At 58.4% G+C, this 12,413-nt stretch carries 10 protein-coding genes, 1 tRNA gene and 1 pseudogene; 7 read left to right on the forward strand and 5 right to left on the reverse strand.

What is annotated here, in order from left to right:
- The first annotated feature begins 7 nt into the window (after positions 1–7).
- Positions 8–394 (forward strand): hypothetical protein, encoded by a 387-nt coding sequence (locus ACQY4M_RS20220; protein ID WP_428547923.1) that lies wholly within the window; start codon positions 8–10, stop codon positions 392–394.
- A gap of 44 nt (positions 395–438) precedes the next feature.
- On the opposite strand, the gene ACQY4M_RS20225 is transcribed toward ACQY4M_RS20220, so the two are convergent.
- Positions 439–795, reverse strand: coding sequence for a hypothetical protein (locus ACQY4M_RS20225; RefSeq protein WP_428547926.1), 357 nt, complete (start codon positions 793–795; stop codon positions 439–441).
- Positions 796–915: 120 nt separating this feature from the next.
- Here ACQY4M_RS20225 and ACQY4M_RS20230 point away from each other — a divergent pair, with 120 nt between their 5' ends.
- From ACQY4M_RS20230 to ACQY4M_RS20250, 5 genes are all read left to right on the forward strand, one after another.
- On the forward strand, positions 916–2,322 hold the full coding sequence (locus ACQY4M_RS20230; protein ID WP_428547929.1) for an MBL fold metallo-hydrolase RNA specificity domain-containing protein: 1,407 nt from the start codon (positions 916–918) through the stop codon (positions 2,320–2,322).
- Positions 2,323–2,333: 11 nt separating this feature from the next.
- The gene (locus ACQY4M_RS20235) at positions 2,334–3,188 is read left to right on the forward strand and encodes an LOG family protein (RefSeq protein WP_428547932.1); all 855 of its coding nucleotides are present in this window, start codon (positions 2,334–2,336) and stop codon (positions 3,186–3,188) included.
- Positions 3,189–3,228: 40 nt separating this feature from the next.
- Positions 3,229–4,260 (forward strand): HlyD family secretion protein, encoded by a 1,032-nt coding sequence (locus ACQY4M_RS20240; RefSeq protein WP_428547935.1) that lies wholly within the window; start codon positions 3,229–3,231, stop codon positions 4,258–4,260.
- A 68-nt stretch (positions 4,261–4,328) separates the two neighbouring features.
- Positions 4,329–7,037 (forward strand): ribosome-associated ATPase/putative transporter RbbA, encoded by a 2,709-nt coding sequence (rbbA, locus tag ACQY4M_RS20245; RefSeq protein ID WP_428548326.1) that lies wholly within the window; start codon positions 4,329–4,331, stop codon positions 7,035–7,037.
- A 2-nt stretch (positions 7,038–7,039) separates the two neighbouring features.
- Positions 7,040–8,158, forward strand: coding sequence for an ABC transporter permease (locus ACQY4M_RS20250; protein ID WP_428547937.1), 1,119 nt, complete (start codon positions 7,040–7,042; stop codon positions 8,156–8,158).
- 166 nt (positions 8,159–8,324) lie between these two features.
- Here ACQY4M_RS20250 and ACQY4M_RS20255 read toward each other — a convergent pair.
- The 4 genes and pseudogenes from ACQY4M_RS20255 to ACQY4M_RS20270 all read right to left on the reverse strand — a co-directional run bounded on the left by ACQY4M_RS20255 (position 8,325) and on the right by ACQY4M_RS20270 (position 11,973).
- Positions 8,325–8,401, reverse strand: a tRNA-Arg gene (locus ACQY4M_RS20255).
- A gap of 48 nt (positions 8,402–8,449) precedes the next feature.
- On the reverse strand, positions 8,450–9,847 hold the full coding sequence (locus ACQY4M_RS20260) for a sensor histidine kinase (protein WP_428547940.1): 1,398 nt from the start codon (positions 9,845–9,847) through the stop codon (positions 8,450–8,452).
- Positions 9,848–9,874: 27 nt separating this feature from the next.
- Positions 9,875–11,242 (reverse strand): dihydrolipoyl dehydrogenase family protein, encoded by a 1,368-nt coding sequence (locus tag ACQY4M_RS20265; protein ID WP_428547943.1) that lies wholly within the window; start codon positions 11,240–11,242, stop codon positions 9,875–9,877.
- A gap of 11 nt (positions 11,243–11,253) precedes the next feature.
- A pseudogene (locus tag ACQY4M_RS20270) lies at positions 11,254–11,973 on the reverse strand (TVP38/TMEM64 family protein).
- Between the two features lie 287 nt (positions 11,974–12,260).
- On the opposite strand from ACQY4M_RS20270, the gene rpmH reads away from it, so the two are divergent.
- A complete protein-coding gene (gene rpmH, locus ACQY4M_RS20275; protein WP_118941270.1) occupies positions 12,261–12,395 on the forward strand; it encodes a 50S ribosomal protein L34 in 135 nt (44 codons plus the stop codon).
- The last annotated feature ends 18 nt before the right edge of the window (positions 12,396–12,413 follow it).

Raw genomic sequence — 12,413 nt, forward strand, 5'->3', positions numbered from 1 at the left:
ACGGGCCATGTATGCAACGCTGAAACGCGCGGCTGGGCGTGTGCTACTGTCGCGCAACTTCGGAACCTCGGATGGTACAACGCGCTGGTTGCGGGCCGATTTTCACCATTTTGATATGCTCATGCGAGAAGAACTGCTCCGGCTGCGCCCGATTGCCAAATTGCATAAGCTGACAAAGCTGGGCAACCGAATCATGGTCGAATTGGGTGATGGCGGTGAACTCAAGGCCTTTTTGAAAGCTGGCACACATATGACTGGCCCGGCGCCGATATCATTGCGGGAGACGGAATGCGGAACCATTCCCAACGCAATAGCACACTTTCGAAGGGTGATCAGTATTGTCATATGTGCTGGAAGTCATCCAACCCCAACAGTCGCGTCTGAAAAAACATAAAAAGGACAATGGCGCCCTTTCAAGAAGATTTTATGCAAGATCGACTATTCCTGAACCGTCAGAACCATCCCTTCGGAATTACGGTATTTATTGCCGCCAAGATGTTCAAAGGTTACACAGGTTTCGCCTTTTCTCGGACCATTTGTCATATTCATGCAAATCCCGTCATCGCTGTATTTCCAGGTACCGCCGCCGCCTGACATTATAAATGCTTTCATCCGCACGGTGCCGTCGGTGTTATACTGAAGGTGCACCGTCATTCCCTTGCGCGATGTGGTCAGGGTTTTACCCACAATTTCCTTTGCGATTCTGTCTTGGGACATAATTTCGGCCGTGGCCGGAAGGGCTGTTACAGTCATTGCGGCGATCGAAATGGCGGCGGCTGTGGTGAATTTTCGCATAGCAAGTCTCCTGATGGGTTTAAGCGGGTAGAATTATTCCATTGCTTTGCTTGAATTAAGTTATTGTCCTATTACTTGCAAGGTGTGATTAAGAAAACAACGTAAAATCGAGGGATCACCATGAAGATCAGTTTTCTAGGAGCCGCCCGCGAAGTCACGGGATCATGTTATCTGGTTGAAACCGGTACCGGCCGTTTTCTGGTGGATTGCGGCATGGTTCAAGGAAGTCGTGAAGCGATGGCGCGCAACCGCGAACCCTTTGCTTTTGATGTGGGCACGATTGATTTCGTGCTGCTGACCCATGCCCATATCGACCACAGCGGGCTGTTGCCCAAACTGGCCCGCGATGGGTACGAGGGGCCAATCTATACCACCGCTGCCACAGTGGATCTGTTGCAGGTTCTGCTGCCCGACAGCGCCTATATTCAGGAATCCGATGCCAAACGCGCGCGGCGCCATGCCCATGGCAAAAAGGTGGATGACGCCACCCCCGCCTATACCATCGATGATGCCAAATCCGCGCTGACCCTGTTGCAGCCGGTGGATTACGACACCGAAGTCACCCCACGCAGCGATGTGCGTTGCCGCTACCATGATTCCGGGCATATTCTGGGCTCGGCCATTATCGAGGTCTGGGTGACCGAGGGTGACAAAGAAACCAAAATCTTGTTCAGCGGCGATCTGGGCCAACCCCACCGCCCGATCCTGCGCGACCCTACCCCGATCGAAGATGCCGACATCCTGTTTATCGAATCCACTTACGGCAACCGGATGCACAAAAGCCATGATGATACCCTGAAAGAACTGGCCGAGGTGGTGGACAACACGCTGAACGTCAAAGGCGGCAATGTAATCGTGCCTGCCTTTGCCGTGGGACGCACGCAGGAGATCCTGTATCACCTGCACCGCCTGACCCGTCAGAGCCGCCTGCATGATCTGAAGATATTTGTCGACAGTCCGATGGCCTCGAAGGCGACCGAAATCACCAAAAAGCATTTCGAGCTGTTTGACGAACAAGCCCGCGATCTGGTCGGCTGGCATGACGAGGGCGCAGACCTGCCCTATCTGCATTTCACAGCCAGCGTTGATGAATCCAAAGCCCTGAACCAGATCCGTTCCGGCGCGATCATCATTTCCGCCAGCGGCATGTGCAACGCGGGGCGCATCCGCCACCACCTGCGCAATAATCTGGCGCGACCACAGTGCAGCATACTGATCACCGGTTATCAGGCCGAGGGCACTTTGGGCCGCCGGTTGGTCGATGGCGCCCCGTTTGTGCGCATTTTCGGTGATGAGATTCCGGTCAATGCCAGCATCCACACCCTGAACGGCTTTTCCGCCCATGCGGATCAGGCGGCGTTGCTGGAATGGGCCAGCTATTTCAAAGCCGCACCCAAACAGGTCTTTGTGGTGCATGGCGAGGCCAAAGCCGCCGAGGAATTTTCCGGTCTGCTGAAAAACCGCTATGGTTGGAAAACACTGGTCCCAGAACACGGGCAGACCGTTACGTGGAATCCGCAAACTTAAAGGCTTGAATCATGAGCTACAGTGACTGGAGCAAAGCGCTGCAAGAGGAAATCATGCAGAACCCGTCTTACAAGCTGGCCTATGAGGATATAGACCTGTTGGCCGACGATGATCTGCGCCCGCTGCGCCTGCAACTTGAACTGCTGAAGCCCGAACGTGGGCTGCATGAACACGGGATCACTTCAACCGTGGTTGTGTTTGGCAGCGCCCGCACCCTGCCCTTGCAAGAGGCAAAACAGCGCCTTGAGCAGGCCGAGCAATCCAGTGCTGCGGATCCCGACAATCCTACAAAGAAAAACACGCTGAACGTGGCCATCCGCCAACACCGTCAGGCCGGGTATTATGAGCAGGCCCGCGAATTTGCCACGCTGGTTTCCAAACGGTTCCAGCAGGAAAAACGGCGCGATTTCGTGGTGATCACCGGCGGCGGCCCCGGCATTATGGAGGCCGCCAACCTTGGCGCCTACGAGGCCGAGGCGCGATCAATCGGGCTGAACATCACCCTGCCCCGTGAACAAAAGCCAAACCCGTTCATCACCCCCGATTTGGCGTTCCGGTTCCACTATTTCGCCATCCGCAAGATGCATTTCCTGATGCGGGCCAAGGCGCTTGTCGCCTTTCCCGGCGGCTTTGGCACTTTTGACGAATTGTTCGAGGCCCTGACCCTGATCCAGACCCGCAAGATGCAGCGTGTGCCGGTGGTGCTGTTTGGTGCGGAATTCTGGCAACGGGCGGTTGATTTCGACTTTTTGATTTCCGAAGGGGTGATAGCACCCGAAGACCGCGATCTGTTCGCTTTCGTCGAAAGCGCCGAACAGGCCGTTCAGGTTCTGCACGATTTCTATCAGGGGAAGCCGCCAAAATGATGACCCGCCCCCAAAGCAACACGCCCCAAGGAGTAACACCATGACCCGCAAATTTTCCGTCTTTCTGGTCCTCGCCGTGATTGCGGCGTTCATGGGCTATGCCGCCTGGAAGGTGCTGCTGGCCCCGAGTGATCTACCCCCCGAAGGGTTCGCCCGCGGCAATGGCCGGATCGAGGCCGATCTGATCGACGTGTCCGCCCGCCTGCCCGGACGGGTCAAAACCATCAATGTGCGCGAAGGCGACATGGTAAAACCCAGTGATTTACTTGCGATAATGGACACTGCCGAACTGGAAGCGCAGCGGTTGCGTTCGTTGGCAGCTGTTGCCAGCGCCCAAGCCGCTGTGGCCGTGGCCGAGGCAGGCGTTTCGCAAGCCGAAGCCAAGCTGGCCCTTGCCAAAAGCGAGGTGAAGCGGTCCGAAGAGTTGAACCGCAAGGGTGTGGTTTCACAAGAAGCGCTGGACATCAAACGCACCGAGGCCCAACTGTCCGAGGCCGGTCTGGCCGCCGCCAAGGCCGGTGTCGAGGCCCAGAAACGTGCTGTGGACGCTGAAAAGGCCGCATTGCAACAGATCGAAACCCAGATTGCCGACAGCACGCTTTATGCCCCCGCTGTTGGCCGTGTTCTGTATCGTCTGGCCCAGCCGGACGAAGTGGTGGGCAGTGGTGGCAAGGTGCTGACGCTGGTTAGTCTGGAAGATGTCTATATGGAATTCTTCCTGCCCGCGAGTGCCGCGGTCCGCCTTAAACTGGGGGATCAGGCGCGGATTGTGGTGGATGTCATGCCCGACGTTTCAATTCCTGCCGTGGTGACTTTTGTCGCCCCGCAGGCGCAGTTCACCCCGAAACAGGTGGAAACGCTGGCAGAACGCGAAAGCCTGATGTTCCGCATCCGTGTGCGCATCCCGCCCGAACTGGTTCAAAACCAGATCGACCGTGTGAAAACCGGCGTGCGTGGCGTGGCGTGGGTGCGGCTTGCCTCCAAGGCCGGTCTGCCCGACTGGCCCGAAGGGCTTACCCCGCCATTGATGAGCGAACTGCCTGATCCGGCTGCCGGAGGCACAAGCAATTGACCCAAGCCCCGACCCAGTCGCAAGCCGCGGCAAAGCTGACATCGGTCAGTCACGCCTATGGCAAGGTGATGGCGTTGCAGGACGTCACCCTGACTCTGCCCGCCGGTAAAATGGTTGGCTTGCTGGGGCCGGACGGGGTGGGGAAATCCACCCTGATGGGACTTGTGGCCGGCGCCAAGCGGCTGCAAAGCGGTGCGATTGAAACGCTGGGCGGGGATATGTCCAATGCCCGCCATCGCACACAGATCGGCCGCCGGCTGGCCTTTATGCCGCAAGGGTTGGGGCGCAACCTGTATCACGATCTCAGCCTGCTGGAAAATCTTGAATTCTTTGGAAAACTTTTCGGTCTGGACGCAGCTGAACGCAAATCCCGCATCACTCGTCTAACCCGCGCAACGGGCCTTCATCCGTTCCTTGACCGTCCCGCCGGCAAACTGTCGGGCGGGATGAAACAAAAGGTGGGCCTGTGTGCCGCGCTGATCCATGATCCCGATTTCCTGCTGCTGGATGAACCCACCACCGGCGTTGATCCGCTGTCGCGCCGACAGTTCTGGGATCTGATCGACAACATCCGCGCCGACCGTCCGCAAATGAGCGTGCTGGTGTCCACCGCATATATGGAAGAAGCCGCATTGTTCGACCATCTGTTTGCGATGAACGAGGGCCGCGTGCTGGCACAGGCCAGCCCCGCCGATCTGATGGCGCAAACCGGCACCGACACGGTCGAGGCCGCCTATGTGTCCCTGCTGACCGGGGATGAGCCACAAGACGAGGCCGCCAAACCCGCCGTTGCCCCGCCTGCTGCCACCCCCCTGCCTGCCGGTGCAGAACCCGCCATCCGCGCCCGCAACCTAACCCGCCGCTTTGGCGATTTTACCGCCGTTGACAACGTCAGTTTCGACATTGCCAAGGGCGAAATCTTTGGCTTTCTCGGCTCGAACGGCTGCGGCAAAACCACCACGATGAAAATGCTGACCGGCCTGCTGCCCGCCTCGGATGGCGAAGCATGGATTTTCGGCAATCCAGTCGATGCGCAGGACATCAGCACCCGCAACCGCGTCGGCTTTATGTCGCAATCCTTTTCCCTGTATGGCGAACTGACGGTACGCGAAAATCTGGTGCTGCACGCGCGTCTGTTCCATCTGGGCGCAGCGAAAACCAAACGGCGCATGGATGAACTGGTGCCGCGGTTCGGGCTGGGGCCCTATATGGATCAACGGGCATCCGAACTACCGCTGGGCCTGCGCCAGCGCCTGTCGCTGGCCGTGGCGGTGATTCACGAGCCTGAGATCCTGATTTTGGACGAACCCACCTCGGGCGTGGACCCGCAAGCGCGCGATGCCTTTTGGGATCTGCTGCTGGAACTGGCGCGGCGCGACGGGGTGACGATCTTTATCTCGACCCACTTTATGGACGAAGGCATGCGTTGTGACCGTATTTCCCTGATGCACGCGGGTCAGGTTCTGGTCACGGACGAGCCGCAAAAACTGATCGAAAAACGCGGTGCCGATAATCTGGAAGAGGCGTTCATCGCCTATATCACAGACGTTCTGCCACCCGAAGACACCAGCGACGAAGGCCTGCTGAACAGCGCCGAGGATAGCGAAAACAAAGCCCCCGAAAGCGGCTTTAGCCTGCGCCGCCTGCTGGCCTATACCTCGCGCGAGGCGATGCAGGTGCGGCGCGATCCGGTGCGGCTGGCCTTTTCCTTTATCGGCAGTGCCATCCTGTTGCTGATCATGTCGTTCGGAATCTCGCAAGAGGTGCGCAGCATTCCCTATGCGGTCTATGATCTGGACCAGACCCCCGAAAGCCGCGCCTATCTGTCCACCTTTGGCGACACCGGCTGGTTTGAAAAACATGCCCCGATCTATAGTGCTGACGAGCTGGGCCAACGCATGAAAAGCGGGGAACTGGCACTGGCGCTGCAAATCCCGCCCGATTTCGGCCGCAGCCTGCGACGCGGGGAAACCGCGCAGGTTTCGGCGCGGATCGACGGCACCGATACCCAGCGGGCTGGCACGGTGGAAAGTTACGTCAGCGGGGCGCATGGCCATGTTCTGGCTCAGGGATACGACGGTGCGCTGGCGCTGGATGTGATCGCTGTGCCGCGCAGCCCTGACGCAAAATTGCCAGCCCAACTGGTGCCGCGATTCCGCTATAATCCGGCAATGGAGAGCCTGCCGGCCATCGGCCCATCCATCCCGCCGCTGTTGTTGTTGCTGTTTCCCGCCATCCTGATGGCGGTCAGCGTGGCGCGGGAAAAGGAAATCGGCACCATCACCAATTTCTATGTCACCCCCACCAGCCGGATCGAATTTCTAGTTGGCAAACAGCTGGTCTATATCGCCATCACCCTGCTGAATTTTGCCATCATGACCGCGCTGGTGGTCACGGTGCTGGGCGTGCCCCTGCGCGGGGATCCGATGGCGCTGGTATTCGGCGCGCTGCTCTATGCGGTGGCGGCTACAGGATACGGGCTAATCATATCCACTCTGGCCAAAACACAGGTCACTGCCGTCTTCGCCGCCGCTATCCTTTCGGTCATGCCCACCTTGCAGTTTTCCGGCATGATCACCCCCGTTTCGTCGCTTGAGGGGGCTGCGCATATCATGGGCACCCTGTGGCCGACCACATGGTATATGGGCGTCAGTGTGGGCGTGTTCACCAAGGGTCTGGGGCTGGCGGAACTGTCGGGCCACATCGCGCGGCTAGCGCTGTTTGGCCCCATCCTGACCGGCATCGCTGTGCTGGCCCTGCGCAAACAGGAGAAATGATCATGCGGCGGCTGACAAATATTTTCTGGCTTTCGGGCAAAGAGCTAAAAAGCGTGCTGGGTGATCCGGTGATGGTGATCCTGATCATGTGGTCCTTTGTGGTTGCAGTGTTGCTTGAGGCCAGCGGCGCGGGAGATACCGTTTATAATGCGGCAATCGCCATTCTGGACGAGGACAATTCAACCCTGACCCGCCATCTGGCCGGGGCCTTGGGGCCGCCGTGGTTCCAACTGCCGGTGATGATCACCCCCGATCAGGTTACACCGGAAATGGACGCCGGACGGATTATGTTCGTGCTGGGCTTTCCGCCAAATTTCGAGGCCGATGTGATCGCGGGCCTGTCCCCCGTGGTGCAGCTCGAGGTGGACGCCACCGCCGTGTCCCAAGCCCAATTGGGCACCGATTACATCGCCAACATCCTGCAAGCCGAATCCCGCGCCTTTCTGACAGGCACCCCATTGGGGCCCGAGCCTCCGATCACGCTGGAACTTCGCCAAGCCTTTAACCCGAACGCCAATCCGGTCTGGTTCAAATCGGTGTCATCCCTGTTGAATCAGCTATCGCTACTGACCATCGCCCTGACCGGTGCGGCCATGCTGCGGGAACGGGAAATGGGCACGATTGAACACCTGATGGTGATGCCCCTGACCCCGATTGAAATTGCCCTATCCAAGGTGACAGCCAATATCGTGGTGGTGCTTGTGGCCTTTACCCTGTCGCTGATGTTCGTGGTGCAGGGGCTGTTGAAGGTGCCGGTCACGGGTTCAATCCCGCTGTTGCTGTTTGGCACGGCGACTTATCTGGCGGCGGCGGCGGCGATTGGCATGTTGATGGGCACACTGGCCCGCAGCATGGCGCAATTCGCGCTGCTGGTAATCATGGTGATCATCCCGATCATCATGCTGTCCGGCGGCATGGGCGCGATCGAAAGCCAACCCGATGTTGTGCGCAAACTGACCAATATCCTGCCTTCGCGCCACTTTCTGGCCTTCGCCAAGGCGGTGGTGTTCCGCGGGGCGGGCATTGATACCGTCTGGCCGCAACTGGCGCTGATGGCCGGTCTGGGGGCGACGTTCTTTGCCGCCAGCCTTGCACTGTTTCGCCGTTCGATGAGCCTGTAGCGTAAGCTATTTGGGAAATTCATACGGACCCAACAATGGAGGTGACTGCAGGGCCAGCGCTTTGCGGCGGTTTGATCCAGTAACCGCTCTTGGCCCAATCATTCCGTCAGTTCAAAGTTGTGATGCAATAAGTCAAACATGCTTGGTGTTTTGTATGAAAGGGTAATGGTGCACCCGGCACGATTCGAACGTGCGACCCCCTGATTCGTAGTCAGGTACTCTATCCAGCTGAGCTACGGGTGCATAACCAGTGCGGATTTAGCGACCCTTGCGATGGTTTGCAAGCGCTATTCACACTGAAAGTGTATCTAAATCGATTTCGCCCTTGGGCAGGCAGATTTCAAACTGTGTTCCGGTATCATCCGTGCGCTTCAGGTCCAGCCGCCCGCCATGACCGCGCACCAGTTCGGCGGCAATCGACAGGCCCAGCCCCGTGCCCCCCTTACGCACCCCGCCCTGAAACGGCGTGAACAGATGTTCGCGCGCCTTGGGGGGCAGGCCCGGGCCGGTGTCGGTGATGGTGATGATCCAGTTATCCTCGTCCTCGCGGGCGCGGATGTTGATTTCACCTTCCTTACCGGTTGCGACAATCGCCTGACGTGCATTGCGCACGATGTTGGAAACCACACGATAAAGCTGTTCAGGATCCGCCCGCAGTGTCAGCCCTGCCGGTATGTCCTCGCTATAGCTGATGTCGCTGTCACCGGCCGCCAGACGCTCGCCGTCGATCACATCGTTGACGATGCCCACCAGCGGCACACGGGTCAGGGCCGGGGCGGATTCTTCGGCTTTACCAAAGGCCAGCGTGCTTTCGCACAGGTTTACGGCGCGCGACATGGAGGCCACCAGTTTGGGCGCGGCGCGTTGCACCATCGGGTCATTGCTGCCTTCCATCCGGTCGACGAACAATTGCGTCGTGGTCAGGATATTGCGCAAATCGTGACTGATCTTGGCCACCGCACCGCCCATCTGGGCCAGGTGTTCTTTTTGCTTTAGCGATCCGGTTAGCTGGGTTTGCATGGATTGCAGCGCCTCTTCGGCTTCGCGCAGCTCCAGAACGCTGGCGTTTGGCTCGATGATGCGGCGGGCGTCTTCGGGGGCTTCGGCGTAGGATTTGATGTGCCGGATAACACGGTGGATCGGTTTTAACAGGAACCCCCGCACGGCCAGAAACAGCAACACCGCCGTGATCACGGAAATCACCGCCGACAGCAGCAAAATCCGCAAACCGTAGTCCACCATTGCATCGCGCAGGGGCATCGTGGGCATGGTCACCTCGATCAACAACCCAGCCCCGCGCACCGGCTCGCCAATCACGCGGATCACGCGATCCTCGGTGTCCAGAAGGCGCAGCACAGCGTCACGGATCAATTCATACGGGGTGGAGCTGCGCAGGTCGTAGGTGTCAGAGATCATATCCGGGAGGGGGGATGATAACATCAGTTGGCGCATTTCATCGCGGCGCAGCACCACATTATACACGCCGGCATTTTTCAACAGTTCGCTTTCCAGATCATTGTCGATCATATCATCCGCCAACAGCGCCAACGCGGCAATCTGCGATTTCTCAAGACGCAACAGCAGGTAATCCTCGCGGAACCGCGCAACGGAGGGGACGAAGATCAACACCTCGGCCAGCATGACGAACACCGTCGTCAGCACCAGAAACCGGCCAGAAAGCGAATTCATAAACATATCAACCCTTTCAATGCCCGATCATGGCAGGAACCGCTGAACAAAGCCAACCACGCGTTTGACATTGGCGTTTTCAAACAGTCTGGGGGTAAAATAGGCACCAGCCGCGCGTTTGTTAACCTCGTTCACTGTGGGATAGGGCAAAACCGTCGCGGCGATCTGGCCCATCTTCAGGTTGTTGGCCAGCGCCATCGCCCAGAACCCGATCAACTCGCCCGCTAACGGGCCTGCAATCGAGACCCCCACAGGCCGCCCCTTGGCCACCATCAGTTTGATCAACCCCTTGGCCTTGCCCTCGGCAATCAGGCGGTCATTGCCCGCGAAATCGAACCGGATCACTTCCAGCTTGCCGCCATGTTGTTCGCGCGCTTGCGCTTCGGTCAGGCCGACCTGCGCCAGTTCGGGGTCCGTATAGGTGGCCCAGGGGATATGTGCGGTTTTTGCCTTGGAGGGCAGGCCGAACAGCATGGATTTGATCACCACACCGGCGTGGTATCCGGCCACATGGGTAAATTGCAACCCGCCGGCCACATCGCCCACCGCATAGACCCGCCGGTTGGTGCTGCGCAGGTTGGTGCCCACTTTGACGCCTGTGCGATCATGCTCAACGCCTGCCACCTCCAGATTCAGCCGATCAATATTCGGTTTGCGCCCAACCGCCATCAACAGATGGCTGCCCTTGAACACCCGTCCGTCCTGCACCTCGATTTCAATCGCCCCCTTCTTGCCGCGAACCTCCTTGGCCATCGCGTCTTCGGCAATCTCGATGCCCTCGACCCGCAGGTTTTCCAGCACAATTGCGGCCAATTCCGGATCATCCTTGCCCAGCGCCTTCATGCCTTCGATCACGGTTACCTCGCAGCCCAGCCGCCGGTGCGCCTGCGCCATTTCCATACCGATTGGACCACCACCAACCACCAGCAGGTGCTTTGGTTTCATGCGGTTTTCGAAAATCGTTTCGTTGGTGTCATATGGCACCGTATCCAGCCCCGGAATTGGCGGCACAAAGGGGGACGAGCCAGTGGCGATCACAAAACGGCGCGCGGTGATTACAGTGTCGCCCGCCTGCACCTCAGTCGGGGAAATGAAATGACCGTATTCGGTGATAACCTGCACCCCCAGCCCCTCGAACCGCTCGACGCTGTCATGCGGGGCGATGGTGTCAATCGCGCTTTGCACATGGTCCTTGGCCTTGCCGAATGCCAACCCCATCTTGCCCGCCGCCAGCAGCGCCTTTGAGGGCACGCAGCCGTAGTTCAGGCAATCGCCGCCCATCTTGTGCCCTTCCAACAGCACCACTTTGGCGCCCATCTGCACCGCACCGGCGGCAATCGACAACCCGCCTGATCCTGCACCGATGATGCAGATGTCTGTTTTGATCTTGTTCATGGGGGAATGTCCTATTTCTTAAACAGTTTCAGCACCATCGGTAATGCGGCCAGCGCGCACAAGCCAAGGATGGGGAGCAATATCTGTGGCTCGAATATAATGCCAAGGTTCGGAGTTTCACCACGGGCAAACACATCGCCAAGGCCAGCGCCGACCGATGTGTAAACCACCGCGCCCGGAATGATCCCCAGAAAGGTGGAAATCACGAAACGGTGCATCGGCACACCCACCATCGCGGGCACCAGATTGGCAACAAAGAATGGCACAGCAGGGACCAAACGGATCAGAAACAGCATCGACCACTGGTTTTCATCAATCCCGTCTTTGATCTTTTTCACCGCCCCGTCGGATGCTTCCATCTTGGCTGCCAGTTTTTCACCCATGCCCCAGCGGGCCGCCAGAAAGATCAGCGTCGCGCCCATCGTAGCGGCAGCGATGTTGAACAGCGCACCAGGGAAAGTGGCAAACAGGAACCCGCCGGTAATCGAGGCAATCGCTGCCCCCGGCAATGAAAAGGTGACAATCGCGGTATAGGCGGCGATGAACACCAGCACCGTCAGCAGGTAGTTGTTATCCCGAAAGGCAATCAGCGCCTCGCGATTATCGCGCAGCGCCTAGAACGACAGGTAATCACGCAGGGTAAAGGCCCCGATCACCGCCGCCGTGAAAATCGCGATCAGCGGCAGATATCGCACCAGCCCGCTTTTCCGTGTCTCTGTCATGTCGCTCATCTTGCCTTTGTCCGTTCTTGCACCCCGCACCAACAACATGCCTATGATTGGCGCGCAGGCATACCCCGATCACGCCGCCTTGATCACCGGTGATGGGATGTTTCACTTTGAACAGGGGTTCGGGGCGGTTTTGAAACATATCAACCGGCAATTTCCCCCGAATGTTGCACTTTTGGCGCGAATGATGAATTGACTTACCCTGACCAAGCGCCTAAATCACGGGCTTCGAACACATATGACCTACGAATCCTTTTCGGGTGCAGGTCCAAACCAGACGGAGACGGGCGATGAAACGCACATTCCAACCATCGAACTTGGTTCGCAAACACCGCCACGGTTTTCGTGCGCGTATGGCCACCAAAGCAGGCCGCAAGATTCTGAACGCACGTCGTGCCAAGGGTCGTGCCAAACTCAGCGCTTAATACCCGCTGCTATCAGGT

Origin of the sequence: Profundibacter sp., assembly GCF_965277155.1 — a bacterium.
GTDB lineage: Bacteria > Pseudomonadota > Alphaproteobacteria > Rhodobacterales > Rhodobacteraceae > Profundibacter.

Coding starts and splice junctions, on each gene's coding strand:
- ACQY4M_RS20220 (WP_428547923.1), top strand. CDS start 8: ATGTATGCAACGCTGAAACGCGCGGCTGGGCGTGTGCTACTGTCGCGC.
- ACQY4M_RS20250 (WP_428547937.1), top strand. CDS start 7,040: ATGCGGCGGCTGACAAATATTTTCTGGCTTTCGGGCAAAGAGCTAAAA.
- rpmH (WP_118941270.1), top strand. CDS start 12,261: ATGAAACGCACATTCCAACCATCGAACTTGGTTCGCAAACACCGCCAC.
- ACQY4M_RS20225 (WP_428547926.1), bottom strand. CDS start 795: ATGCGAAAATTCACCACAGCCGCCGCCATTTCGATCGCCGCAATGACT.
- ACQY4M_RS20230 (WP_428547929.1), top strand. CDS start 916: ATGAAGATCAGTTTTCTAGGAGCCGCCCGCGAAGTCACGGGATCATGT.
- rbbA (WP_428548326.1), top strand. CDS start 4,329: ATGGCGTTGCAGGACGTCACCCTGACTCTGCCCGCCGGTAAAATGGTT.
- ACQY4M_RS20260 (WP_428547940.1), bottom strand. CDS start 9,847: ATGAATTCGCTTTCTGGCCGGTTTCTGGTGCTGACGACGGTGTTCGTC.
- ACQY4M_RS20240 (WP_428547935.1), top strand. CDS start 3,229: ATGACCCGCAAATTTTCCGTCTTTCTGGTCCTCGCCGTGATTGCGGCG.
- ACQY4M_RS20235 (WP_428547932.1), top strand. CDS start 2,334: ATGAGCTACAGTGACTGGAGCAAAGCGCTGCAAGAGGAAATCATGCAG.
- ACQY4M_RS20265 (WP_428547943.1), bottom strand. CDS start 11,242: ATGAACAAGATCAAAACAGACATCTGCATCATCGGTGCAGGATCAGGC.